The organism is Spirosoma horti, from assembly GCF_054776595.1.
The window spans coordinates 593696-619291 of sequence record NZ_BAAHBQ010000004.1 but is presented as its reverse complement, the minus strand read 5'-3'; the positions used below and the strand labels follow the sequence as shown (position 1 = coordinate 619291).

Below are 25596 nucleotides of genomic sequence, written 5' to 3'. Positions count from 1 at the left end.
CGGCCAGGATTTACTGCTTCACTATCTTTCGAACCGTTTGCCTATCCCCGACCTGTATGCGCATGAGGTATATACCGCTCGGCTGCGAAACAAGATTTAATTCATTCCGCTGGCTCCGCGTCGTCTGCTGTAAAATGGGCTTCCCGCTTAAATCGGTCAGCGTTACTATCGCCGGGTCATGCGTTAAAGGTAGATTCAATTCAATAATCAGAACGGTTTCTGTCGGAACCGGATAGGCTTTTACCAGCGGAGCAAGCGAATTATCATCAACGCCTAGCAATGGCAACACCGAAACGACTGCTGTACCGGAAAGAACACCATTTCCACAACTGTTGCTCACGCTGGTTAGCCGGTAGATCGTTGTGCGGGCAGGCCGCGCTTCAACAACATAAGGGCTGGTGGTTACGGTGAGCGGATAGCTGCGCAAGCTGTCGGCATAGATTACATTCCAGGGGCCGTCACCACCAAACATAAGCGTCAGATTCGCCGGGACACCTTCATAAATGTTTTGTGTACCGCTGAGAGTAGCCGTTGGCAGTGAGCGAATGGTTAGAAGGGTAGGACTGTTACTCCCCGTAATGCCTATTTCCGGATTGTCTGCTTTTACGCGGACATAATACTGCCCTCCCGGCAAGGTCGATGGCAATGAGCTGGCAACCGGCGAATTGTTGGCACTGGTCGAAGCCGCATATTTTTTGGTCGTATCGGCTACACTGACCAGTTCAATTCTGAAGGCATTGCCCGGATTAAATTCGCCAGTCGTAGTAAAAGGAACCGAAAGTGACGTGCCTGCACACAGCGTTGTTGTGTTCAGGTTGCTGGTCGATACGGTTGGTACACGAACTGCAATGGTAGCCGGGTTTCCGGGTAGCCCGGTTCCACAGCCATTGACAACAGATGTTACCTGATACGATGTATTGCCACGCGGCAATACAGAAATAGTTGTGTCACTACGGGCGGTACCGGCATAACCGCCCGTAAGGCTGTAGCTATAGGGGCCTGATCCGGTAAACTTGAGTTGTAAAGGAGTTCTCAGGCCCAGATTGACGGTAGTTGTTGGGGCAAACAAGGAGAGTGTCGGCGTCGTATTGACAACCACCCGAATCGTAGACCGGGCGCTGTAACAACCGTAAGAGGCAATCTGATAGACATAGAATGGATCGCCCTGAAGCTGCACGTTCGTGTTCAACGTCGATGGAGTAGGGGCGTTGGGTGTTACATTGCCATAGGGATCAACCCATCGCAGCTGGCTTCCCGTCTCACCCGTAGCTTCCAGCGGTACCGCTTTGTCATTGATACAATAGGTAACCAATGGCTTTGGCGTAACGGGAGCCGATGGCGTAAGAATCGTTATCTGAATTTCAGCTTTATCGCCTTCGCATTCATTGATGGTCTGACTAACCAGGTATTTTTGTGTACCGGCTTGTGTAACACTTGGAATAGGTGCACTGGAAAGGAACGAGCCGGACGACGTATACCACTTAAAGCCTAGCCCCGTGACGTTGGCTGCCAATGACGTAATGTTCTGTTGTGGCTGGTCTTGTTGAGCCTGGCAATAGGTTGGGTTTGATACGCCGGGCTTGTCGGGGAGGGGTTTGATTGTAACGGTAACCGTTGCCTTGGGGCCTTCACAACTTTCGATTGTTTGCGACACCTTGAATTCTTGGCTTCCTACAGCGTCTGAACTGGGTGTTGGGGCTCCTCCGTTCAGTAAGTTATCCGACGAATCATACCATTTCAAATCCGAACCCGCAGCGCTCAGCGGTTGTGTCTGGCTTTTATTACAGAAGCTGATCGGATTTGTTCCTGGTGCACCGGGCGTAGCCTTCACCCGAACGCTGAGCGTAGCACGAGGCCCTTCACAACCGGCTAGTGTTTGGCTGACGTAATAAATAGTGGTACCAACATTGTTATTAGTGGGTACGGGCGCGGTAGGCGATGCCAGACCGCCAGATGGATTTGTTCCGTACCAGTTGGCGGTCGCGTTAGCTACCAGCGAAGCCGATAAGGTAGGTGAACCTGTTCCCTGACAAAAATCAATGGCCGATGTGCCGGGGGCCGTTGGAGTATCTTTCACCTGCACCGGTATGGCTGTTCGTTCGCTTTCGCAGCCGTTTACAGTTTGCGTTACATAATATGACGTGCTACCAATAGCGGTTGCTGCTGTACTAGGCACAGTGGCACTACCAGACCACGAACCGCCCGTTGCATTGGTGCCATACCATTTCAGGTTTTGACCACTAGCCGATAATGGCTGTGCCGTTACACCTTCGCAATAAGCAGCCGGGGACGTAGCTGTAGGGGATACCGGTATGGCATTCACCGTAACGGTTAATGCGGCACGAGCACTTTCACACCCATCAACCGACTGACTGACATAATAAGTAGTCGATCCTAAGGCTGTAGTTGTTAGAGCGACCGGGGTAGATGTAGCTGTTCCGCCGGTTGCCGAAGTACCATACCAGTTTAGCGAACCACCAGCAGATGGTGTTGCCGTAAGGGCATATCCTGATTTATTTTGGCAGGCGATAAGGGGGCTGGTAACACCTGGTGCGCTGGGCGTTGCTTTAACCGTTACGGTAATGGCGGCTCGGGGGCTTTCGCAACCAGCAAGGGTTTGGCTGACGTAATAATCAACACTTCCAGCCTTGCTTGTATTAGGTATAGTTGCTGTTGTGGAGGCTACACCGCCTGAGGAATTTGTGCCATACCAATTTAAGGTTGCACCGGTAGATGGCGTAGCGCTCAAGGCCGAAGCAGGTTGATTTTGGCAGTAGCCAGGAGTAGGTGTGATAGCTGGAGCATTAGGACTATCTTTCACTTGCACCGGAATACCAGTCCGTGGGCTTTCGCAACCATTTACAGTCTGAGTTACATAATATGTGGCTGATGCGTCTGTTCTCGGAACGATAGCACTATTAGAGCCTGATCCCCCGGTTGCATTCGTACCGTACCATTTAAGGTTTTGCCCGTTTGCCGACAATGGCTGCGCCGTTACACCCTCGCAATACGGTGCCGGGGCAGTAGCTGTCGGTGCGGCTGGAATGGCGTTGACAATAACTGTTATTTCTGCTCGTGGGCTTTCACAACCATTTAGCGTCTGGCTAACGTAGTAAATTGTAGGGCCAACTGAAGATGGTGTTGTTAAAGGAACAGGTGCTTTAGAGGAGGCTGTTCCGCCGGTTGCCGACGTACCATACCAATTGAGCGAGCCACCAGTAGAGGTATTTGCTGTCAATGGATCTGCTGATTGACCAACACAGTAAGGCACAGGTGTTGTTACTCCGGGAGTAACCGGTGTGGTTATTGAAAGTGCTTGTGCACTGGTTGAACCGGTTCTGGCCGAGTTGCTGGAAACAACACGAATCCGATACCCAGATCCATTGGCAGCTGTTATCGGAATGGTTGCACTAATTGTTCCCGCAATGGCACCTGACCGTGTACCAATGACAGAGGGGCTGGATGAAAAGGCTCCATTTGCATCTGATAATTGGGCTGAAAACGTATTTGACGCGGCAAATGTCCCGCTTGTTGTGAAGGTAACCGTGATGTTCCCTCCAGGACAAATGGATATGGGAGAAATTGTACCGGTTATGATTGTTGGTGTCTGGGAAAAAGTATGCGTGCTGGACCCAACCCAAAAAAGCCAGAAAAACAAACAGGAGTAGATAATACGTCCCTTCATAAAATAGGAGAATAAAGCAGTTGAAGGCCTAAAGTTAGCGCATTTATAAACGATATGCAGACGTCGGTGGCAGGTCTTGTATTCAGAGAAATTTAGCGTAAAATGGCTTGTTTTGTGTACTATCATTAAAATGAGTAAACAATAACGTAGCAATTTGCTCTATTGGTCTGTCTAATTAACCGTACATAGCAATAAAAATGCCACTTCTACTCAGAAGTGGCAAGGATCAATAGGATAGTTACTCGTTCAGCAGTCGTAAAATTTCCAGTCTGACAATGATTACTGAACGGCCGAATAAATTACTTCGTGAATGCGCCGACGGAGCTTTGTCGTGTTGATGGAATTATTGCCAGCCGTAGGGTAGATACGGTTAGAGAGAAAAATAAAAATTAGCTCCTGATCGGGGTCAACCCAGACAACGTTACCGGTAAAACCCGTGTGCCCGAATGAACGGGGTGATACCTGTTGAGCCATATAAACGCTACTGGTACTTTCCGGATTGGGTTTGTCCCAGCCGAGCGCACGATGGCTACGGTTACTCAGCGTTTGCGTAAAATAAGGCACTGTCATTGGCTGGAGAATCCGTTCATCGCCATATAGACCTTTCTGAAGATTCATTTGCAGAAGCGTGGCAATGTCATGTGCATTCCCAAAAAGGCCTGCATGACCGGAGACCCCTCCCTGCACGGCCCCCATCTGATCATGAACGGTGCCAACCAGAAGCTGATTCCGATAGTATGTATCCTGTTCGGTTGGTGCGCATTTTGGGTTGGTAAGCCGTTGCAACGGCGTGAAGCCAAGCTGGTGAAGACCAAGCGGTTTGTACACGTTGTCGGTAACGAACTTATCCAGTGGTTGCTTGCTTACCCGTTCAACAACTTTTTGTAAGGTCAGGAAATTAAGGTCGCTGTAGACGAAAGCGGGTCGGCCAGCTTCATCATTTTTCTTCGACATTGGCGATTGAACCACCCATTTCCAGACCGAGTCCCGTAAGGCCGGAACGCCCCAAAGTGTTGGGGCAATCTGAAGCGTATGCAGACTGTCATGTACAGAGGAATAGTACTCAGCTTTCAGGCCTCCACCCGGTAGCCGGGTACGATCCCAGGTGGTTGGGTAAAACGAAACCATGCCCGATTGATGCCAGAGCAAATCCTGAAGGGTAATGTTCTGCTTGTTTGTGTTCCTTAATTCGGGAAGGTAAAACGACGCTTTCTGAGTGAGGTCAATCAGTTTCCGGTCATACAATACCATAACGGATTGCAGGGTCGCCAACACTTTTGTCAGCGAAGCCAGATCATACAGCGTTTCGTCAGTTACTTTTTCGGCGTTTGGGGCGTAGGTCAGGGCGCCAAAGTTTTTGCTGTACACAATCTTGCCTTTCCGTGCGACCAGAATTTCACAGCCGGGCACGACATGATTTTTGACGGCACCCTGTGCAATGGCATCAATCTGGTTCAACACCGTCGACTTCATGCCCACGCTTTCTGGTGAGCCTACCGAGAGACGTCCTTCGGGGCTCAGTGTCAGGCCCATGCCTACTTTCATGTCCCCTATTGAAACAGGCAACATACCTTGTGAGCCTAACCCGCCAAAGAGTATTTGGGGTACTACACGCTGCATATCCTCCAACTCCTGATAAGCACAAACGAGCGCATCGGCCCCGGTAAATTGTTGAAGACTATAAGGCGAACCAAAGGCCGTTACGATCACCTTGGCTCCACGTTGCTTCAACCGGGTAATCAAGTCAAGCGAAGGTTTTGTGATGCCGTACTTCCTGAGTGCCGACTCGCTCATTCGATGATAGCTAACAACAACCGTGTTGGCATCACCAACCTGCGCCAGAATATTGGTTAGATCAGCTTCCGAAACAGGTTTTTCGGGATAAGCAAGCGTCTGAAACGGAGCATACTGATTCAATGTTTTCTGAAAAACGTTGCCTGGCTCAGCGCCAATGGCAACCGATGCCAAACGAAGCGTATCCAGATGCTTGAGCGGTAACAGGCTATTCTTATTGTCAGCTACTGTTACCGATTGCTCGCAAAGTTCCTGTTTCAATAACTTGGCTTCGGGCGAATTAAGGTCTGTTGATAAACCCGCCAGGTTAATGGGTTTGTACTGCGCCAGCCCAGCCCAATACTTGGCCCGAAGAATCTTTTTGACTTTCTCGTCGATCAGTTCCTGCGAAATAACGCCCTGCTGAACGGCATTCAGAATGTTTATCGTTGCCTCTCGGACATTTTCAGGATACAGGAGAATATCATTTCCGGCCATTAAGGCGCGTAAATTAACGTCCATTGCCTTAGGAGACCGACTGATTCCGCCCATGTTCAACGCATCGGTAAAAACCAATCCACGGAATCCCAGTTCTTTTTTGAGAAGTTCGGTAACTATTTTCTCCGACAAAGTTGCTGCCAATGCGGGGGTATTATCCATCACCGGTACGTGGAGGTGACCCGTAACGACGCCCATTAAACTGTCGGCAATAAGTTTCCTGAAAGGATACAGGTCAATTTCCCGCATCTGCTCTGATGAACGACTCACGGTTGGCAATGTGTGGTGCGAGTCAGCATTTGTATCACCATGACCCGGAAAGTGCTTGGCTGTAGCAATGACATGTGTACCCTGTAGACCACGCATATAAGCCGAAGCCTTCAGGGCTACGTTTTCTTTCGATTCACCGAAAGAACGCACCCCAATAACTGGATTGGCTGGGTTGCTGTTGATATCTGATACAGGTGCAAAGTTGATATGGATACCCAGGCGCTGGCACTGGCGGCCAATTTCAGCTCCCATACGGTAGATGACTTCATTATCCCGAATGGCGCCGAGCGACATTTGTTTTGGAAAGTCCATCGTGCTGTCTAAGCGCATGCCAAGTCCCCATTCGCCATCGATGCCAATCAGCAATGGTACTTTCGATTCTGCCTGGTATCGATTCGTCAGAATAGCCTGCCGGTAGGGTCCCCCCTGAAAGAAAATCAACCCGCCAATGTGATTTGTCTGGATAAGGTGATCGATGTATTGATAGTGATTATCATGGCGGTTGGAAAACGTGGCCACCATAAAAAACTGTCCGATTTTCTGTTCGGGCGTCAACGTATGAAAGACGCTATCGACCCAATGTTCCCCGCTATCAGACATGGCGAACACCTCCACTGGCCTGGCGGCCGGGCCAAATTTGTAAGAAGCAATGGCTATTCGATTGGCATTGGCGGCCGCTGTCCGTTTGGCCGCTGCCTTGATCGCTGTTGTGCGCGCAAGTTTCGCCCAGAAGTTACGACCGGGCTTTGTTAGGCCAAAAGCGGTTAACAAGCTGGCGAGCAAGAGGCCAACGAGTAAAATAGGTCGTACAACAATATTCCGCATGGGCACTCAATAAAGAAAAAATACTACTCCGTTAACGGCGGTATTTGGACAGACCATAAAAATAGCCAAAGCCTGTCGTAAACCACAACAAATCATTGAATTGTCTAAGTTTTTAACGAAATAATTTATAGAAATCGTTCTGGCTAGTGGATTAATACAAAATTAAATTGAACGTAAGGGCAGCCTTCATTCAGATAATCAATAAGTTAAACAGCTTAGTACAGCTCAAAAACCTACAAAAATAAGGCCATTCATTCTATGTGCATGCGCATTTTGTGGCAGAAATATCCCGTAAATGGTTGTTAACGCAATGCCCTAGACTAGTAATAAGCTAACCTGTGGGGACGTAATACTACACCTGGGCGTGTTTTTTAGATTGAGCTAAAACGAAAAAAGCCCGTAAACGGGCAAATAGGAAACCAGCGCAGCGGATTCTGACCACTGGTGAAGCAGAAAGAAAACGCACTATTTAGTAAGGCCGTGCGGGGCGAACGTTCATAAAAGCTGCCAGAAGACGCTCGCCAATCACGGCTTTCGTTTCCTGAACAGTTTGCTGCCAGCATGCTGAAGCGGTTGCTTTTGTTTTGGCTACTGAAGTTGCTGTTTTCGACCGCAGTTGTTTCCGGGCAGCAAACATGTTATGGGGATGCCCCATGCTAAATGCCTGTCCACTGATGCCTAAAAGTAAAATGCCGACAACCAAAAGAGTTTTCATGACCATTTATGTCTAATAACAATACAAAGATATGGGTTTAGTTTGGTATCTTGCAATACATAGTACTAAATTTTAAAAAATATTTTTCAAGTTGTACAGGCAGTTCCTGATCAGGACAAACAATTGGCTAATCAGGAACTGTTTTTTAGGCATTAATCAATCACAATCCGTTTTACGGCACCATCTTCATTTTGGGTGACGGTAATGAAGTAAGCACCTTGTGCTTTTTTGCCCAGATCTATTTGCCCGACGAATTCACCTGAGAAGTCTTTGATCTCCCGTTTGGCCACCTCTTTGCCCTTAGGGTTTGTAACGATAATTGTGACATCACCTTTAGCGGGTGCCGTAAAACGAACGTTCAACTGATCATGATCCGGGTTGTTTGGGAATGCATCCAAACCACGAATCGTCGATGCTTTACCATTGGCATTGCGTGCCCAGTCTTCAAACGGCCGAACAAGCTGACGGTCAAAATCCCTTGGTATCTGGAATTTGAACCGATTAAGTTGATCGGTCAAAGAGTCGGTTCCCCGCCGAAATTCATAGCGCCAGTTCTGGTTGTTCCAGAAATCCTGATCGAAATTACCCCTTTGTAGTTTACCGCGTTGGGCGTAGGCATCGGCTGGAGCACGTCGTTTACCCGGCATAACCCGTTCTCGGGTCACTGTTCGATCCCCATCGACATCATCAATGATAATAGTCATCTGGCGTTTACCGCCATCCTTGCGGGATGCTTTTAGCGAATCTACCAGCTTCATGACCATTTTGTCACGCTGCGGATCCGTCATGCCATCCATGTGGTAGGTACGTTCAATTTCACGGACTTCATCGCCATTGCGCTCAATGATCCGTACGTTTACATCGCCCTTCCCGGTTTTTGCCGAAGGGCTGGTTTGTTTCTGAGCCAGAGCGACTCCGCTAAACGTGACAGCCACCAATAGAGCCGTCACGAACTGGTATCGGGTAAAAACTGTTTTTTTCATAGTGCTGAATTAGTTGCAAACGAAGGAACGATAAGGGGCTAAAGCAATTGATACAGGGGTTGTTAAAGTTTGTTAACGAGCCAATTACTAGCTAACTCGGTTCGTACTTTTACTAACCCTGGCAACTGGTTTTTTATAGACGGGAAAGTTGATCCAAGGTTGCATGAGCGAGTAAAAAAATGTCAAAACAACGCATACGCTGGATTGTGGCCCTAATGGCTATTGGACTGTTGGGGCTGGTAGGGCTACAAGTCTATTGGATCAGTAGCGCCCTGCAGTTACAGCGGGAACAGTTTGCTTACAAAGTAACCGATGCCCTGCAGGAGGTTGTGCGGGCGTTGGAACGGCAGGAAATTTTTTACCTGACCAACCAGCGTGTTCAGGCCCGTGAACATCAGAATCGGTTGATGGCCATTGCAAAAAAGGAGGGCCGGTCGGTTAAGAAAGCCGATGCAGAGCAACCGCTTGTTGCTGCTAAACCAACCCGCATCAAGGAGAAGAAGCAGATACACCTGCCACCGTTTGATCAACTGGCCGCCCGGCAGACCATTCCCTCCGGAATGACATCTGTGGGCAACATCGTTGTGCAGTCAGATGTATTGCACCCGATTGTCCGTCCGCTCTCACCAGAGCAAATGGCGGTTGTCGAAGAGTTTGTTCGGCAGCAGGATGAGTTGATGGCGGTTGGCGACTGGCAGACGCAATTGGCACAGCAACAGCAATTTAACCAGTGGGCCGAAAATCTGATGTATGCTGAACTGAATAAAATTAATAATCAGGTCAGGCAGGATTCGGCCATTCGGGCCATTAAAAATAAGCTCCGGCGAACAACGCAACGTCGAAAGAGCCAGGTCGATAATGCGTTGGCCTCGACTAAACCCGGCTCATCGACAAATGCCGCCAACGTCAACCAGCATATGGGTATAGCGAATTCAGGTCGGACGGAGGAGCAGTCGCACATGATTAAGGATGTGCTCAAAGGCTTGTTGTTGTCTGACCGGCCAATTGAAGACCGTGTTAATCGGTTAGCGCTCGACACCTTGCTTCGGCAATCGTTGGTAGAACGGGGCATCAGTATTCCCTTTGCTTATGCCGTTCGAACCAGCCAGAAGCCTCGATTTCTGTTCACGTCAAAGGGCATTGAAGCGCAGCAGTTCGATGTAAATGGCTACAAAGCCGCCCTGTTTCCCAATAATCTAATGGAGACAGGAAACTACGTATATGTTTATTTCCCGACCCAGCAGGAATTTATCCTGAGCCGTTTAGGCTTCACACTGGGAGCTTCCGTCGTGTTGATTCTGGTCATTCTGGCTTGTTTCTATATTGCCATCAGTACGATTGTTCGGCAGAAGAAACTAGCCGACATCAAGAACGATTTTATCAATAATATGACCCATGAGTTCAAAACGCCTATTTCAACCATATCATTGGCTGTTGAAATGGCGCAGGAACAGCTGCGGTCAGATAGGGTAGCTCCTCGTTCGACGGCCTTATCGAACGTCGGGACTGATGGAGTTAGCGCTCGATCTGGTTTTTCTGCCGATGGACCGCCAGATGAGGAAGTGCCCGAATCGAGTATGCCGGATTCTCGACTGACGCGCTATATGAGTATCATTCGGGATGAAACCCGTCGATTGGGTTCGCACGTGGAAAAAGTCTTACAAATGGCTTTGTTGGATAAGGGCGAAATCAAACTTAACATAAGCCCTGTCAACATACATGATGTTATTGAGAAAGTGCTGAATAACCTGAGTCTGCAAATTGAGCAGCGTGGGGGCGAAGTTGATCTTCACTTCGATGCCGACCGGGAAGTTGTTGAAGCCGACGAGCTTCACTTGACCAATATTGTGTATAACCTGCTGGATAACGCACTGAAATATTCGCCCGAAAGCCCGCATATTACCATCAGTACGCGTAGTCTTCCCGACGGGAACGCGACAAGTGGATCGTCTGTACCCGGTGTTAGTATTACCGTAACCGATCAGGGACTGGGCATGAACAAGGAGCAGACCAGCCGCATTTTTGAAAAATTTTACCGGGTACCCACCGGCAATCGCCATGATGTTAAAGGCTTTGGCCTTGGGCTCAGCTATGTAAAGAAAATGGTTGAGGAACACCACGGTCAAATTCTGGTTGAGAGCCAGCCCGGGAAAGGCAGCTCATTCGAGGTCATTATTCCCTATAAACAAATGAGTGAATGAGCGAAAGAATCAATAGTTAAGGCTGACGTATTTAGCAAAACATTCACTCATTCACTCAACCACTCATTCACTCATTAAAGTATGCCAACCATTTTACTCGTTGAAGACGACCCAAACCTGGGTCTTTTGGTGCAGGAGTACCTGACCATGAAAGGATACCAGACCGACCGGGCTATCGATGGAAATCAGGGCCTGCAACTGTTCATGGCAGGCCACTACGACATATGTATCTTCGACGTGATGATGCCTAAGAAAGACGGATTTACGCTGGCTAAAGAGGTTCGAATGGACCACCGGGATGTGCCTATCATTTTTCTGACAGCCAAATCCATGCAGGAGGATACGATTCAGGGATTTAAGGTAGGAGCCGACGATTACATGACGAAGCCATTCAGTATGGAAGAGCTGCTACTCAGAATTCAGGCTATTCTTCGTCGGTATCAACGCACCACAGAGTCGGTCGAAGCGACTACGTATAAAATTGGTTCATTCTCTTTCGATTATCCACACCAACTTCTTTCACGAACAGTTGACGGGCCATCGGCTAGTGCTACGGCCATACAGCCGCAAAAGCTGACCAGTAAAGAGTCTGAATTATTAAAATTGTTGGCCCAGAACCTGAATCAGCCCGTTAGCCGTAGTTTTGCCCTGAAAATGGTTTGGGGTGATGATTCATATTTCAACGCCCGAAGCATGGACGTGTACGTAACAAAATTGCGTAAATACCTGAAAGAGGATCCAATGGTTCAGCTTGTTAATGTACACGGCGAAGGATTTAAATTGATTGTTTAATGGTTTTCAGTTTGCAGAATACCGTTTATGGCAGTGCCATCAAGTGGAAAGGCACATGTAGTAACCGCCAAAAACTGTAAATCAACTACCACAAATTAGAACGAATGAACCTAATACGCCGTCCACGCCGGAACCGCCAATCAGCTGTTATCCGCGACATGGTACAGGAAACCCGCCTGTCGGTCACTGATTTTATTCTACCGGTCTTTATAACGGAAGGTCAGAATGTTCGGTCGGAGGTATCATCCATGCCCGGTATCTATCGGTACTCACTGGATCTGTTGCTCAACGAAATTGAAGAATGTGTTGATCTGGGTGTTAAAACATTCGATCTGTTTCCCAATATCGCCGAGTCGAAAAAAGATAAGTACGCTACCGAAAGCTATAATCCCGATGGTTTGTATATGCAGGCAATTCGGGCGATTAAAGACCGTTTTCCTGACGTAATGATCATGACCGATGTGGCCATGGACCCTTACAGTTCGGATGGACACGACGGTATTGTAGAAAATGGAAAGATACTTAATGATCCTACACTGGACGTACTGGGTAAAATGGCTCTTGCCCAGGCTCAGGCTGGTGCCAATATTGTTGGCCCTTCTGACATGATGGATGGCCGCGTTGGCTACCTCCGACAGGTGCTGGATGAAGGTGGTTTCCATGAAGTAGCCATTATGTCCTATGCCGCCAAATATGCGAGTGCCTTTTACGGTCCTTTCCGCGACGCGCTCGAGTCGGCGCCCAAGTTTGGCGACAAGAAAACCTATCAGATGAACCCTGCCAACAGCCGTGAAGCGTTGATTGAAGCTCAGCTTGACTACGACGAAGGGGCCGATTTTCTGATGGTAAAGCCTGCGCTGGCGTATCTGGATATTATTAAATTACTGAATGATAACTTCCATCTGCCTATTGCAGCCTACAACGTCAGTGGGGAATACGCCATGATCAAAGCGGCAGCGCAAAACGGCTGGCTCGACGGCGAACGCGCCATGATGGAGTCACTGATGGCCATAAAGCGGGCCGGAGCGAATGTTATTCTAACGTATTTTGCGAAGGAGGCCGCCCGGGTATTAAATAATTATTAAATTAAAGTAAATGTTTTGGGTATTTATACTCAACTAATTGCATAATTGATTAAGTTTATAGGTAAAAAGCGTATTTACTTATCAATTATGCAAAAAAGTTTACTTGCTGTTTTATTTATTGCATTCCTGTCAAATTGTACGAATCCTAAAGTAGAACCCAACGACCCAACAACAGCGTCTGTTCAAGCACAAGGGGCTAGAAAGCCATATACTCGAACGATCGTCATTCTTGGATCTTCCACTGCAGAAGGTCTGGGTGCGTCAGATTATAAGCATTCGTGGGCGGGGTTGTTAACAAACCGTTCTTCGTTGGGCCGTGTCATTAATCTTGCCAAAAGAGGTTATACAAGTTATAACATCCTACCCACAGAGGCTCCAGGTCCATCCTTTAGGCCTAAAGTAGATACCCTTCGAAATTTAACAGCCGCTCTCAAACAAAAGCCAACCATGCTTATAATAAGCATGACAACGAATGATGTAGCCAATGGGTTTGGGGTGAATGAACTTATAGCAAACCTTAATTTAATTAGAAGTAAAGCGTTGGCTGCTGGTGTACAACAAGTGATCATTACAACCTCCCATCCACGCAAGATAAATGCAACGACTACAAAAAATTACATGCTTCAACGCGACCAGGTTTTGAAAGCATATGGTTTAGCCGCTGTTAACTTTTTTGATCCTGTTGCAGACGCTGAAAATTTGTTTAAAGCGGAGCTACTCTCTGAAGATGGTATTCACCCCAATGACAAAGGGCATAAAGTGCTTTATGAAGAGATGAAAAAAATAATTATTTTGAATCTGCTACATTGATCAATTACCTAAAATCCAGCGTAATCGGGTTTGGTTCAATACTTTTACAAATAGAAGCGTGCTGACGTAAACCAGCAGAAAGCGAAGAGCGGAAGCCCAGGCAAGCTCCCAGCCTGTATAGTGTTCCTGATAATTAAGGAATGATAAAGCAGGGGTTAGAGTTATCAACTTGGTGATAAAGCTAACGAAGAATAAGTGGTACAGGTAGATACCAAATGATTCTGTCCGTGGATTGAGAATAGGAAGCTTACTCAACAGGTTGACACGAAGGAGACATAAGAATATGACAAGCGAAAAGATTTGATTCGATAGTCGCAATGTGTTTTTTGGATCGATGGAATTGAGTTTCCAGAGAAGGATGCTTTCTGCTGATGCTATTAGGAAGATAGCCATTAAAAAGAAACCTAACCAGCCAATTGAGAAGCTTTGTACCCGTTTAATATGGTGATCGTTTCGAGAAAGCCAGACGCCTAGGCATATGTAGAAGATGAAAGCGGGAAAGGCAAACGTATGACGTGGCTCTATCCAGTTCATGTATACATTAGCTGCGTAAAATAAAGTGGCAAAAAAAGATAGGATAGCTGTTACGCGCAGACCAAGATAGCGCCAGCCGAGCAACATAAGGGCTAAAGACAATAAGAAAATAAAAATAAACCAGTACGAAGTAGCAAATAAGATATGCCATAATTGGTCAACTAATTTTGGCTGAGACAATATAGATAGACTAAAACGCCCCACCATAATACCAAATATGCCAATAGATTTTATGTAGAATAATAGAAAAGCAAGAAGAAAAGGAATACCAACAACAGCTAACCTTTTCTTATAATAAGCAAAGGCTTGTTGAGTTGATTTTAGCTGTTTTCCAAGTAGAAAACCTGATATAGTAAAAAAGCATATGGTGCCAAATTTCAACGGTTGAGATATCCACAAAAACGCTTCCTGTTGCAGCTGAGTCATGGCTGTGAACGAGTTGAAGTGTACCATATCCGGTTTTCCCTCCGGTGCAACTAAACTATGCTCATAAACGATCGAGAACATGGCAACGAATCGAATCCAATCAACGAATGGATAGTGTGGTTTATTTACAGACGGGTTCGATAACGTATGAGTAGTAATGTTTTCAACTTTTTGCATACTAATCCTGGAAATGAAACTACCTTTTGTCGCTATGTTTGTAAGGATAAACGGTAGTAAACTCAGTTGAGCAATGTAAGAAACAACGTTTATTGTTGAATTTTATTATAGATAAATCCAATTTATTATTGGATAGGCACTTAGAGCATGAGTAAAATAGTAATACAGAATGCTAGGCTAGTAAACGAAAACCGCATTATTGAAACAGATATTTGTATAGATCTAGGTATAATTACCAGGATCGATTCACATATTCCAGACGATGGTTCGAGTACGGTTATCGACGCTAAAGGAAATTATCTACTGCCTGGTGTTATTGATGATCAGGTGCATTTTCGGGAGCCCGGGCTGACGCATAAGGCCACGATTGGGTCCGAAGCGCGGGCGGCTGTGGCGGGGGGCGTTACCAGTTTTATGGAAATGCCCAATACCGTTCCTAACGCGCTGACCCAGGACTTACTGGCTCAAAAATACGCTATAGCAGCCAACACGTCACTGGCCAATTACTCATTTTTTATGGGTGCCTCGAACGACAATCTTGATGAAGTCCTGCGGACAAATATAAACGACGTTTGTGGGATCAAGGTGTTTATGGGTTCCTCAACCGGCAACATGCTGGTCGATAATGAGAAGGTGCTGGATCAATTGTTTCGAGAAAGCCCCATGTTGATTGCCACACACTGCGAGGATGAAGCCACAATTCGGGCAAACACCGAGCATTACAAAGCTGAATATGGCGAGCACGCTACCGCAGGCCTTCATCCCCTGATTCGGAACGAAGAAGCTTGCCTGCGTTCTTCGTATATGGCCGTTGAACTCGCCAAACGGCACAATACCCGCCTGCACATTCTGCATATTTCTACGGCTGATGAACTAGCGCTGTTTGACAACACAATACCGCTTACGCAAAAGCGCATAACGGCTGAAGTGTGTGTGCATCATCTGTGGTTCGATAGTGAAGACTATGCGACATTGGGCAACCTGATCAAGTGCAATCCGGCCATCAAGGCGCCTTACCATAAAGAAGCTCTGCTAGCTGGCCTTCTGGACGACCGGCTGGACATTATTGCTACTGACCACGCGCCCCATACCTGGGCTGAAAAGCAACAGCATTACTGGCAGGCTCCATCTGGTTTGCCGCTGGTACAGCACCCACTTTTGCTCATGCTCGATTTTGTAAAACAGGGTAAATTAACATTAGAAACACTGGTCCGAAAAATGTGTCATGCACCCGCCGACTGTTTTCAAATAGATCGGCGTGGGTACGTTCGGGAAGGCTATTGGGCAGATCTGGTGTTGGTCGATCCATCTAAACCGATGACGGTTTCTGCAGAAAACATTCTGTATCAGTGCGGTTGGTCGCCATTGGATGGCCATACGTTTGGGGCCAGCGTGACCCATACGATTGTTTCAGGAAAGCTGGTATACGAAAACGGTCGCTTTGTTACTGATCAACCAGGTGAGCGGTTATCATTTATCCGTTAGAATCGAAAAAAAATAGGGGAAACCTTGTACAATCGAGTTGTAGACCCTTATCTTTGCAATCCCAACACGGGGAAACGCACTGCCGAAGTGGTGAAATTGGTAGACACGCACGTTTCAGGGGCGTGTGTCTTTACGGACATGCGAGTTCGAGTCTCGCCTTCGGCACAAGTATAAATCGCAATCAACTGGAAGAAGTTGATTGCGATTTTTTTTATCCATACAAACGCGGGCCGTGTATCAATAAGGCTCTAGCTTACTACCTGAACATAAATAGAGAAACAATCAATTGTCATTAATAAGGTTGCTCGAAAACTTTTATTAGGGTACAACCATACTATTTTTTATCGTGTAACAGGTGATGGCTGGCGTAAAAAGCCAACCTTCTATTCAATAATAAGAGCCAATCGATCTTGTGAGTGATATGACAAAAAGATCTGGCATTTTTGGTAATTCTCAGGACAGTTAACAACTTTGTGTATTGATGAGCATTTTATCGGTATTTATTCTATTTATTCTATAGGATATGTTAATATGTGGTAACTAAACATTCATTGTCTATTCCTGCATGGATCACTTTATTGTGTTAGTAGACAGCTGGTGAATTACCCGTAAAAATCAATAGACAAGTATAGGGCACCATTCTGGAATTGGAATTTCGTAAAACTGAATACCACGATGATTTCTAAGAAAGCGAAATATGCCTTTAAGGCTCTAAAAGTTCTCACCGAGGAGTATGGGAGAGGACCAATTCTGATTGCTCATATCTCGGCTAAGGAAAACATTCCCCAGAAATTTTTGGAAGCTATTCTGTTGGATCTCCGTAATCATGGCTTGTTGCAAAGCCAGAAAGGGAAGGGGGGCGGCTACATGCTACGACTAGACCCACAGCAGGTGAACCTGGCGCAGGTGTTACGGATCATTGACGGTCCAATTGCGCCAACACCTTGCGTCTCGAAGCATTTTTATGTGCGTTGCGATGATTGTTCTGATGAAGAAACATGCGTTATACGACCCCTAATGGTTCAGGTACGGGATGCTAACCTAGCGGTTTATGAACAGGTTACGCTGCAGCAGTTTGCACTGGCAAATGGGCAACTAACCCCATAACGAGTAGGTTGGTTGCCATCAGCCCATCTGAACGCTGCTCCAGGCCGTTTTTTTGTACTGCTGAAATAAAATCCAGAACAGGGCTATGGAAAATGGTAAGGCTATCCAGGTTCCGTAGGGTAAAATTGTCAGGCCATAATGTGAGAGCCCGACAAGCCCGAGAATAAGGCTGGTAAGCAGTCCTCGGGCTGTATTATTCTGCTTCAGGGTATCGGGTGCTACCGAAAATGGCATGAAGCGTATCGATAATAACGCTGTACATAAAAGCATAACCAGCGAGTTACTAAATGCCAGTAACACATCGCTGATTTTGTCGAGACCATAACGGTATAAAATGTAACTCGACAGTAGTGCATAAAACGGCACGAGAAGTTTGATGATCAGCGCCTTCAATGCTCCCGAAAGGATGTCACCTGGGGTTCTGATAGGGGCGCTCCCGTATACCCAGGCCGCCCGATAATTGTCGGAAATACCCAATTGATACTGGGCAACCATAACATACAGTCCCGAAAAATAGAGTGCAAACAGGTAAAAAAAGCCGTTCGACCCAAGGCTACCTCGTTGAAAGGACATAGCCACCACGTAGGCAAAGCCAAATCCCAGTTGAGGATAGGTTTTGAGCTTGAATTTACGGTCCCGGCCAGTTATTCGCCAGGTAAAAGCGAAAGCGGCTCGTTCGAGTGGATTCGTCGTGAACCAGCCGGAAAGTCTGCCCAGCCAGTTGAACTTAGCCGCTTGTGTTTTTTTGCCTGTAGCGATTGAGGTTTCTACCCCGCTTTCGTTATCGATTCGACTTAATTTCTGGGTAAAGCCGGTCGTTAGAAACCGGTTCATAAACCATAAGCTGCCAAATGGCATCAATAGTGCTAATGCTCCATAGATCAGGTGAGTAGTGTCCAGTATGGGTTGAACAAGCATATCAACTGTGCCTGCCATCCACATGGATGGAATTAGGTAATGCCACCACTGATGGTCGATGGTTTGAGACAAAACATCCTGTGAGCCGATAAGGCGGGGCAACAACTGGTAACCGCCGTAGAACAGCACAGCCATCACAATCTGAAAATAGTTGATAACCTCCCGCAGCTTTTCTTCACTGATGAACCGCATCAGTACCAGGTAAAATACATTGGTCAGAAAGACCATCAGGACGGCCGACAACAAGCCCATGACCAGAAACGCCAGCCCCACGATTGGGCTGAATCGATACGCCAGAAACAAGATGCCCCCTACCGACAAGGATAAGGCAATGGCGAACAAATAGCTGGTTATATGGACAATCCGGGCTAACCACAGGGTTCGGTTATCAACGGGACGGGGCAGAATGATCTGGTTGTCGGAAGAGTCCATAATGACCGATGAGAAATCGGTAATGAGCGTCATGGCGCATAGGGCCATGATATAGGAAAATTGTAGCGTAAGCGGAAAGAAGAGCTTGTCGCGATCGGGTATACCCAGTATACCCAGACTAATCAGGCTGCCAAAGATGGTGTAAATGATGAGTATACGGGTAAAGTTGCTATTGCTCTCCGCTGATGGCTTGCCATATCGGCCCAAGCTAACGAAGCTCCGGCGGTTATCCATTATCAGTTTTACCTGTACAATAGCCCGCAATTGACCATAATCAGCTCCCAGCAACCGAAACACGGGTTTTATCCGGTCAAGTAACCAGAGAATAAGGCTTGTCATTCCGATTAATTTTTGAGTGCGTGAACAAACTCTTCAGCAACACCCGTTTGTCCGTCGCTGCCTGTCAACTGGGCAAACAATTGCTCGAGCGACTCAGGGCGCTGGTGTTGTAGCTCGGCAAAGGTGCCATCGGCAATAATCTGGCCCTGGTTAATGATAATGATTCGATCCGAAATCTTCTCGACCACATCCATAATATGGGAGCTGTAGAAAATGGTTTTGCCATCGTTCACCAACTGCCTCATAATTTCCTTGGTCAGCACAACGGCGTTGGCATCCAGCCCGGAGAGCGGCTCATCCAGAAAAATCACATCCGGGTTATGCAGAAGACCCGAAATGAGCAGAACTTTCTGGCGCATTCCTTTCGAGAAAGTAGTCATGCGGGCGTTGGCGTGGTCGCTGAGTTGAAAAAGCCGAAGTAGTTCCAACGCTTTTCGCTCGATGTGAATTGGGTCCAGTGCATACAATTGACCAATAAACTGAAGGTATTCCAGCGGGGTCAGCGTATCATACAGAGCCGCATTTTCGGGAACATAGCCAATCCGGCGTTTAATCTCGAGCGATTGTGTCTTTACATCCATGCCCAGCACGGTGGCTTCTCCGGTAAAATCGGGGAGCATACCAATCAGAATTTTGATGGTTGTCGACTTTCCCGCGCCATTGGGGCCAATGTAGCCCACAATCTGCCCCGCCGATACGTTCAGGTCAATGCCTTTTAAAACGGGCGTCGACTCATACGATTTATAGATGTTCTGGAGTTGGATAACGGACATTTCAGGTATAGGAAATAAATTTTCATTGAGAAGATCTAAATTAAATCTACGCAAAAAGTCCCATTCAACAATCAGCTGAACGGGACTTTCGGTAAGAAAACAGGATGACTGGTTACACCGCTACGGCTTCACTTTCAACCAGGTTATGCTTCATTAAATATTCGGCAATCTGTACGGCGTTGGTAGCGGCTCCTTTCCGGAGATTATCAGCCACAATCCACATATTCAGTGTTTTAGGCTGGCTTTCGTCACGACGAATACGACCGACAAACACCTCATCTTTCCCATGAGCCGTCAGCGGCATTGGGTAAATTTTGTTGGCGGGATCATCCTGTACAATAATACCTTCGGCGTTGGTTAGTATCTCAACGACTTCGTTTAAGTCAAACTCGTTCTCAAACTCAATGTTGACGGCCTCTGAGTGACCGCCAATGGTTGGAATGCGAACTGTAGTCGCCGTAACCTGAATCGAGTCATCGCCCATAATCTTCTTGGTCTCATTGACCATTTTCATTTCCTCTTTCGTATATCCATTGTCGAGGAAGACGTCGATATGGGGCAGTACGTTCAGATCGATGGGGTGCGGGTATACTTTATCAACGCCTTGCTGGCCTGTTCGTTCGGCAAAAAGTTGGTCGACGGCGGCTTTCCCCGTTCCCGTTACCGACTGATAAGTGGATACCACCACCCGCTTAACGGTGAAGCGATCGTGAAGCGGTTTCAGGGCGACAACCATCTGGATGGTTGAACAGTTTGGGTTAGCAATAATCTTGTCTTCGGTTGTCAGCGTATTGGCGTTTATTTCGGGAACAACCAGTTTCTTGCTTGGGTCCATCCGCCAGGCCGACGAGTTGTCGATAACCGTAATACCGGCTTCGGCAAACTTGGGCGCCAGCGAAAGCGACGTGCCACCACCCGCCGAAAAAATCGCAATGGCGGGTTTGGCAGCAATGGCATCCTCGAAGCTAACGACCGTGTATGATTTACCCTTGAACTCAACCTGTTTACCAACCGACCGCTCGGAAGCGACGGGAATAAGTTCTGACACGGGGAAGTTGCGCTCAGCGAGCACCTTCAGGATTTCGCTACCGACTAAGCCAGTAGCCCCAACGACTGCGATTTTCATTGTTTTGATGCGGATGCCACGAGGCCGCCCGTACGGGTTCTTACCGTGGAAGCCGCTTTATTTGGTTAATAAAAACGGGTCTGTTTGCACTAGCCAACGCCCGCATGATAATTGGCCTGCAAAAATAGGGTAAAACTTTGACGGACAGGAATTATCGTTTAAAAAAGTTAGAAGCGCCCAACCAGACCAACGCCCGAATTGGAAAGAGACGAGTAGGGCGTTAGTTGCCAGGATACACCACGTTGCCTCAACGCCCGGTTATAATACTGCACCGAACGACGCAAGTGCTGACCGGGACGTAGCATAATGCCGCCAATAGCGGCCACAAGTAGACCCGAAGCGCAAGTGGTCACGCCTGCTTTTACGGCACTCTCATTTGTACGGTCTGGAACCGGATTGCAATAGCCATAACATATTGTTCCGTTACTGACAACGCCCGTTGCAGAATAAGGACCCTTATTGGCCTCGCCCGAGTGGTCATTAGAAATTCCAACGATTAGTCCTATTGCTGATGTTATAATTCCGCCCGCAATAAGCCAGCCACCCGCTTTGCGGCTACCGATGTAGGCATTAAACTCGTGAATAGCATCAGGATTGCCCGATGCCAGAATATACTGCCCCAGTTCTTTGGCATGCCGAACGTCGAGACCATCATACATGTACTGGGTTTTTACCTGCTGTCCATATCGTCCATTGTACGAAGGGACTAGATCGCTTTCAATTAGCTTGAGCGTCTCTCCCTGAACCGGGGTTGGAATCCTGTCTTGCTGTGCCCACAATGACAACGGGCAGAGGAGAAGTAGAAGCAGAAGTTTTTTCATGGTCGCTGTGCTTTCTAGAAAGTTAACAACAACCAGTAATTGCTTATATTAAAAAGTAAATAAAGTATGATTAAATAGTCTTAATTGTAGCTATATAGTTGTTTAGGTGTTATAAAACAGTTCAGTGGAACATCTGTCAACGTGATGTCGTCAATCACTTGAATGGGCTCGAAAAGCGAAAGGCCAATTTTGAGGCAATCGGGGCGGCAACTCGCCAGAAAACGGTCATAATAACCACCGCCATAGCCGACGCGATGGCCCTGTTTGTCGAAGGTGAGCAAAGGTACCAAGACGATGCTTATTTGAGCGAGGTCCGTTTCATATCGGCTACCAACGGCAGGTTCCGGAATGCCTAGTCTGTTCTCTACCAGCGCCGTAGATGGAAACAGCTTATAATTGATCAGTTGATGCGTATACTCGTCCGTGACCGGTACACTTATCTGGAAATGGGGGAAATTTGTCCAGATTTGATGGATGATAGGCCAGGTATCTATTTCATTTCGCCGTTTGATGGGCAGAAATGTATGCATGGTAGCCTGAGTACCGTCAAGGTTATGCTGCTCAAGATAGGTGAAGAAATTACGGGCTATGCGTTGGCTATCCCGGGTAATTTCTTCACCTGTAAGGGCTTTGCGTTTTGCCAAAAACTCCTGACGCAATTCAGCTTTGGTCATAAAATCATGTAGTGCTACCTGACCAGCTAATTACTCCAGGCAAAGCTGCATTTGATAATTGAACGGGTCGAAGACCGACAGCATTTTTTGCAGAAATTGACGATCATTCAGGTAAAACGTCAGGAAGTTTTCGCTGCGTTCCTGGAGCCCTCCATTTGGGAAAAGGTCATTCTTAACGGCCAGCAACTGCCGGATGCCGGTTTCCTGATTGCGTTCTTCGGCCCGACGCATTTTCTTTTCGAGTCGGGTGACGGCGTCGGCAAATCGTTTGGTTTCGGCTAAAACTGCCTTTTCGAGCGTTGGATCGACCATTTGCGCTTTGTGCAGAATAGCATCAAGCGCTTTATTGATGGTTTTATTCTCGTTGTCGAACTTAAGTATGTGTCGGGTGTGGGTTTCGATAAATTCCCGTTTAAGGGCGAGTGTATCCTGGAATAGTTGTTCGGGAGTGAGACCGAGCTTGCAGATGCGTTTCGAACTTACGGCCGAAACATACATGGCAAAATTTCGCGGCATTAAAATCGGGAAGGTTGTTTTGTAGTGCTCAAACACACTTTTTAACTGCAACCAATAGGGGACCTCCGATGGTCCACCAATATAGGCCAGGTTGGGCAGAATAGTTTCCTGGTACAAGGGTCGCAACACCACGTTTGGGCTAAACTTTTCGGGATGTTCATCTAACAAGTTAAGTATCTCGCTTTCCGAAAAGCTTACTTTCGTATGAAGGACCCGATACGTTCCGTCTTCCTTGCGCTCAATGCGTTCCCGAATCTGGTCGTCCAGGTAAAATAAGTTGATATCGCGGGGCGCTATCACTGTCTTGTACCCTAGTTCCTCAAGCTCTCTGGTTCTTGCCTGTACCAGTTCACCTGATTTCTGCTGGGTAAGTTCATCCCGCATAACGGGAGCAAAAACCCGTTTCAGGGCTGCATCGTCGGCATCTAAACAAATCAGTCCTTCGGCTCCAAACAATTCGTTTACATAATGTCGAGCGGCATCGGCCAGGGTATCATGTTGTAGGTAAGCCGTTTCAAATAGAGATAGTTTCTCGGGGATTTGGGCAAAAAGGGCCTTTAACTCCTTCGGATTCATGCGGCCAACGGCTCCACGCTGCTCCGTTTGCCAGGCGTAATTCTTGCCCATTAACGAGAAATGGTTGATCTCTGCGAAGTCGTGATCTTCGGTAGCCATCCAGTAAACCGGCACGAAATTATAGCTGGGGTAAGCGGCTTTAAGCTTTCTGGCCAGATTTATTGTCGTAATGAGCTTGTAAATAATGTAGAGCGGTCCAGTAAAAATGTTGAGCTGGTGCCCGGTGGTGACGGTAAACGTGTTAGGCTGGAGCAGTATCGAAAAATCCGGTTTTTTGTCAAATGACTGGTATTGTTGCTCAAGAGCATTAACCAAAACCCGGCGGTTGGCCTCATCAAACGTTTTCTCGTCAATTTGGCCCTTGAAGGCCCCTATGTCAGGAAAGCGGCCATAAAAAGGTTTTAAGCTGTCTTTATTCGAAATGTAATCAAGGAATAGGGAGGAAAAAAGGCCGGTTGAGGCAAGCGGCAGGTACTGACAGTCCATGCGGTAGGCGGAAGTTGCGTTTACCGGATTTTAACAACGAAAAATCCGGCAAGGTTCGGTGGGAGTTTGCTGTATTTAATCCTTGTTTTTTTGTTGTACCAATTCTAAACACAAAGGCGCAAAGACCGCAAAAGTATACAACATGTGTATTGCGGTCTTTGCGCCTGCCCTTTGCGTCTTTGCAGTTAAACTTTAGATGTAATTAAACAACTTCACCATATAAGTCAAACTCTTCAGCGCGATCAATACGTACGTTGGCAAAGTCACCCAGCCTTACATATTGCGTAGCGGAAACCAATACCTCATTATCAACTTCGGGCGAATCGGCTTCGGTACGACCAATGAAATAGCCGCCTTCTTTCCGGTCGAATAGTACTTTGTATGTATTTCCGATTTTCTGCTGGTTCAGTTCCTGAGAAATACCCTGCTGAATTTCCATGAGTTCCTCCACCCGTTCCTGCTTGATATCGGCCGGAATATCGTCGGGCATGGAAAATGAATGCGTGTCGTCTTCGTGCGAATAGGCAAATACACCCAACCGATCAAAGCGCATCCGTTCAACAAAGTCGTATGTTTCCTGGAACATAGCCTCTGTTTCGCCGGGGTGACCCGCAATCAGGGTTGTACGAAGAGTAATGCCGGGAACACGTTCGCGAATCGTATGGATCAAACTTTCAGTTTTCTCCCGGGTAATTCCCCGACGCATAATCTTAAGCAACTCCGTAGAGCCGGTTTGCAGCGGCATGTCCAGGTAATTGCACACGTTTGACCGCTCGCGCATAACGTCCAGTACTTCCAGCGGAAAACCTGACGGATAAGCGTACTGTAACCTAATCCAGTCAATGCCTTCAACGTCGGCCAGTTTATCGACCAGCTCGGCAAGATTACGTTTTTTATACAGATCGAGTCCGTAATAGGTCAAATCCTGGGCAATCAAGATCAATTCTTTCGTGCCGCGTCGAGCAAGCGACTTGGCTTCGGTCAACAACTCTTCAAACGGGCGGGACACATGACCACCCCGCATGAGCGGAATGGCACAGAATGAACAGGGCCGGTCGCAGCCTTCGGCAATTTTTAGATAAGCAAAGTGCGCCGGGGTTGTGAGTAACCGTTCGCCAACGAGTTCGTGCTTGTAGTCGGCACGAAGCGTTTTCAGCATTCTGGGTAACTCGTTGGTGCCAAACCAGGCATCTACAGTTGGCATCTCTATTTCGAGTTCGTCTTTATAACGGTGTGAAAGACAACCCGTAACGTAAACCTTGTCAACAATACCGGCGTCCTTCGCATCCACGTAGCGCAATATGGTATTGATGGATTCTTCTTTGGCATTATCAATAAAGCCACACGTATTGATGACAACGATATTGGCGTCGTCCTTTTTTGATTCGTGCGTCACGTTCATCCCGTTGCCCTTGAGTTGCGTAAAAAGCACCTCCGAGTCCACCAGGTTCTTCGAACAACCGAGCGTGACGATATTGATTTTATTGGTACGTATCCCTTTTGTTTTCATTTCGTAACGCGGACATCCTGTCCGCCCTTATTTGCATAATACTGCGGACAGGATGTCCG

Annotated in this window: 18 protein-coding genes and 1 tRNA gene; 7 read left to right on the top strand and 12 right to left on the bottom strand. The window is 47.2% G+C overall.

Annotated elements, in window-relative coordinates:
• Positions 1-10: 10 nt before the first annotated feature.
• The 4 genes from ACYVAM_RS14250 to ACYVAM_RS14235 form a co-directional block, all read right to left on the bottom strand.
• Positions 11-3685, bottom strand: coding sequence for an Ig-like domain-containing protein (locus ACYVAM_RS14250; protein ID WP_461068027.1), 3675 nt, complete (start codon positions 3683-3685; stop codon positions 11-13).
• Between the two features lie 279 nt (positions 3686-3964).
• Complete coding sequence (locus ACYVAM_RS14245) at positions 3965-7051, bottom strand: glycoside hydrolase family 3 N-terminal domain-containing protein (protein ID WP_461068025.1); 3087 nt, start codon at positions 7049-7051, stop codon at positions 3965-3967.
• Positions 7052-7520: 469 nt separating this feature from the next.
• Positions 7521-7766, bottom strand: coding sequence for a hypothetical protein (locus ACYVAM_RS14240; protein ID WP_461068023.1), 246 nt, complete (start codon positions 7764-7766; stop codon positions 7521-7523).
• A 152-nt stretch (positions 7767-7918) separates the two neighbouring features.
• Complete coding sequence (locus ACYVAM_RS14235) at positions 7919-8749, bottom strand: T9SS type A sorting domain-containing protein (protein WP_461068021.1); 831 nt, start codon at positions 8747-8749, stop codon at positions 7919-7921.
• A 179-nt stretch (positions 8750-8928) separates the two neighbouring features.
• Between ACYVAM_RS14235 and ACYVAM_RS14230 the strand changes: the two genes are divergently transcribed.
• The 4 genes from ACYVAM_RS14230 to ACYVAM_RS14215 all read left to right on the top strand — a co-directional run bounded on the left by ACYVAM_RS14230 (position 8929) and on the right by ACYVAM_RS14215 (position 13637).
• Positions 8929-10950: a sensor histidine kinase gene (locus ACYVAM_RS14230; RefSeq protein WP_461068019.1), complete on the top strand. Its 2022-nt coding sequence runs from the start codon at positions 8929-8931 to the stop codon at positions 10948-10950.
• Positions 10951-11031: 81 nt separating this feature from the next.
• Positions 11032-11742 (top strand): response regulator transcription factor, encoded by a 711-nt coding sequence (locus tag ACYVAM_RS14225; RefSeq protein WP_461068017.1) that lies wholly within the window; start codon positions 11032-11034, stop codon positions 11740-11742.
• A 104-nt stretch (positions 11743-11846) separates the two neighbouring features.
• Positions 11847-12827, top strand: coding sequence for a porphobilinogen synthase (gene hemB / locus ACYVAM_RS14220; protein WP_461068015.1), 981 nt, complete (start codon positions 11847-11849; stop codon positions 12825-12827).
• Between the two features lie 45 nt (positions 12828-12872).
• Entirely contained in the window at positions 12873-13637 is a 765-nt protein-coding gene (locus tag ACYVAM_RS14215) for an SGNH/GDSL hydrolase family protein (protein WP_461068013.1), read from the top strand.
• Here the strand turns inward: ACYVAM_RS14215 and ACYVAM_RS14210 are convergent, their stop codons facing one another.
• Positions 13638-14774 carry an acyltransferase family protein gene (locus ACYVAM_RS14210; RefSeq protein WP_461068011.1) on the bottom strand — a complete coding sequence of 379 codons (1137 nt, stop codon included), beginning with the start codon at positions 14772-14774 and terminating at the stop codon, positions 13638-13640.
• 147 nt (positions 14775-14921) lie between these two features.
• Here ACYVAM_RS14210 and ACYVAM_RS14205 point away from each other — a divergent pair, with 147 nt between their 5' ends.
• The 3 genes from ACYVAM_RS14205 to ACYVAM_RS14195 all read left to right on the top strand — a co-directional run bounded on the left by ACYVAM_RS14205 (position 14922) and on the right by ACYVAM_RS14195 (position 17366).
• Positions 14922-16259: a dihydroorotase gene (locus ACYVAM_RS14205; RefSeq protein ID WP_461068009.1), complete on the top strand. Its 1338-nt coding sequence runs from the start codon at positions 14922-14924 to the stop codon at positions 16257-16259.
• A gap of 81 nt (positions 16260-16340) precedes the next feature.
• A tRNA-Leu gene (locus ACYVAM_RS14200) sits at positions 16341-16424 on the top strand.
• A gap of 510 nt (positions 16425-16934) precedes the next feature.
• Positions 16935-17366: an RrF2 family transcriptional regulator gene (locus ACYVAM_RS14195; protein ID WP_461068007.1), complete on the top strand. Its 432-nt coding sequence runs from the start codon at positions 16935-16937 to the stop codon at positions 17364-17366.
• 18 nt (positions 17367-17384) lie between these two features.
• Here the strand turns inward: ACYVAM_RS14195 and ACYVAM_RS14190 are convergent, their stop codons facing one another.
• From ACYVAM_RS14190 to rimO, 7 genes are all read right to left on the bottom strand, one after another.
• Positions 17385-19055, bottom strand: coding sequence for a hypothetical protein (locus tag ACYVAM_RS14190; RefSeq protein ID WP_461068005.1), 1671 nt, complete (start codon positions 19053-19055; stop codon positions 17385-17387).
• A 5-nt stretch (positions 19056-19060) separates the two neighbouring features.
• Positions 19061-19828, bottom strand: coding sequence for an ABC transporter ATP-binding protein (locus tag ACYVAM_RS14185; RefSeq protein WP_461068003.1), 768 nt, complete (start codon positions 19826-19828; stop codon positions 19061-19063).
• A 112-nt stretch (positions 19829-19940) separates the two neighbouring features.
• Entirely contained in the window at positions 19941-20954 is a 1014-nt protein-coding gene (locus ACYVAM_RS14180; RefSeq protein WP_461068001.1) for an aspartate-semialdehyde dehydrogenase, read from the bottom strand.
• 167 nt (positions 20955-21121) lie between these two features.
• A complete protein-coding gene (locus ACYVAM_RS14175) occupies positions 21122-21775 on the bottom strand; it encodes a hypothetical protein (protein WP_461067999.1) in 654 nt (217 codons plus the stop codon).
• 80 nt (positions 21776-21855) lie between these two features.
• Positions 21856-22449, bottom strand: coding sequence for a 5-formyltetrahydrofolate cyclo-ligase (locus tag ACYVAM_RS14170; RefSeq protein ID WP_461067997.1), 594 nt, complete (start codon positions 22447-22449; stop codon positions 21856-21858).
• 30 nt (positions 22450-22479) lie between these two features.
• The gene (bshC, locus tag ACYVAM_RS14165) at positions 22480-24027 is read right to left on the bottom strand and encodes a bacillithiol biosynthesis cysteine-adding enzyme BshC (RefSeq protein ID WP_461067995.1); all 1548 of its coding nucleotides are present in this window, start codon (positions 24025-24027) and stop codon (positions 22480-22482) included.
• A 202-nt stretch (positions 24028-24229) separates the two neighbouring features.
• Entirely contained in the window at positions 24230-25537 is a 1308-nt protein-coding gene (gene rimO / locus ACYVAM_RS14160) for a 30S ribosomal protein S12 methylthiotransferase RimO (protein ID WP_461067993.1), read from the bottom strand.
• Positions 25538-25596: the final 59 nt, after the last annotated feature.

What these genes read in the sequence shown, in the direction of transcription:
- ACYVAM_RS14250 (WP_461068027.1), bottom strand. Translation starts at nt 3,685, where the DNA reads ATGAAGGGACGTATTATCTACTCCTGTTTGTTTTTCTGGCTTTTTTGG.
- ACYVAM_RS14245 (WP_461068025.1), bottom strand. Translation starts at nt 7,051, where the DNA reads ATGCGGAATATTGTTGTACGACCTATTTTACTCGTTGGCCTCTTGCTC.
- ACYVAM_RS14240 (WP_461068023.1), bottom strand. Translation starts at nt 7,766, where the DNA reads ATGAAAACTCTTTTGGTTGTCGGCATTTTACTTTTAGGCATCAGTGGA.
- ACYVAM_RS14235 (WP_461068021.1), bottom strand. Translation starts at nt 8,749, where the DNA reads ATGAAAAAAACAGTTTTTACCCGATACCAGTTCGTGACGGCTCTATTG.
- ACYVAM_RS14230 (WP_461068019.1), top strand. Translation starts at nt 8,929, where the DNA reads ATGTCAAAACAACGCATACGCTGGATTGTGGCCCTAATGGCTATTGGA.
- ACYVAM_RS14225 (WP_461068017.1), top strand. Translation starts at nt 11,032, where the DNA reads ATGCCAACCATTTTACTCGTTGAAGACGACCCAAACCTGGGTCTTTTG.
- hemB (WP_461068015.1), top strand. Translation starts at nt 11,847, where the DNA reads ATGAACCTAATACGCCGTCCACGCCGGAACCGCCAATCAGCTGTTATC.
- ACYVAM_RS14210 (WP_461068011.1), bottom strand. Translation starts at nt 14,774, where the DNA reads ATGCAAAAAGTTGAAAACATTACTACTCATACGTTATCGAACCCGTCT.
- ACYVAM_RS14205 (WP_461068009.1), top strand. Translation starts at nt 14,922, where the DNA reads ATGAGTAAAATAGTAATACAGAATGCTAGGCTAGTAAACGAAAACCGC.
- ACYVAM_RS14195 (WP_461068007.1), top strand. Translation starts at nt 16,935, where the DNA reads ATGATTTCTAAGAAAGCGAAATATGCCTTTAAGGCTCTAAAAGTTCTC.
- ACYVAM_RS14190 (WP_461068005.1), bottom strand. Translation starts at nt 19,055, where the DNA reads ATGACAAGCCTTATTCTCTGGTTACTTGACCGGATAAAACCCGTGTTT.
- ACYVAM_RS14185 (WP_461068003.1), bottom strand. Translation starts at nt 19,828, where the DNA reads ATGTCCGTTATCCAACTCCAGAACATCTATAAATCGTATGAGTCGACG.
- ACYVAM_RS14180 (WP_461068001.1), bottom strand. Translation starts at nt 20,954, where the DNA reads ATGAAAATCGCAGTCGTTGGGGCTACTGGCTTAGTCGGTAGCGAAATC.
- ACYVAM_RS14175 (WP_461067999.1), bottom strand. Translation starts at nt 21,775, where the DNA reads ATGAAAAAACTTCTGCTTCTACTTCTCCTCTGCCCGTTGTCATTGTGG.
- ACYVAM_RS14170 (WP_461067997.1), bottom strand. Translation starts at nt 22,449, where the DNA reads ATGACCAAAGCTGAATTGCGTCAGGAGTTTTTGGCAAAACGCAAAGCC.
- bshC (WP_461067995.1), bottom strand. Translation starts at nt 24,027, where the DNA reads ATGGACTGTCAGTACCTGCCGCTTGCCTCAACCGGCCTTTTTTCCTCC.
- rimO (WP_461067993.1), bottom strand. Translation starts at nt 25,537, where the DNA reads ATGAAAACAAAAGGGATACGTACCAATAAAATCAATATCGTCACGCTC.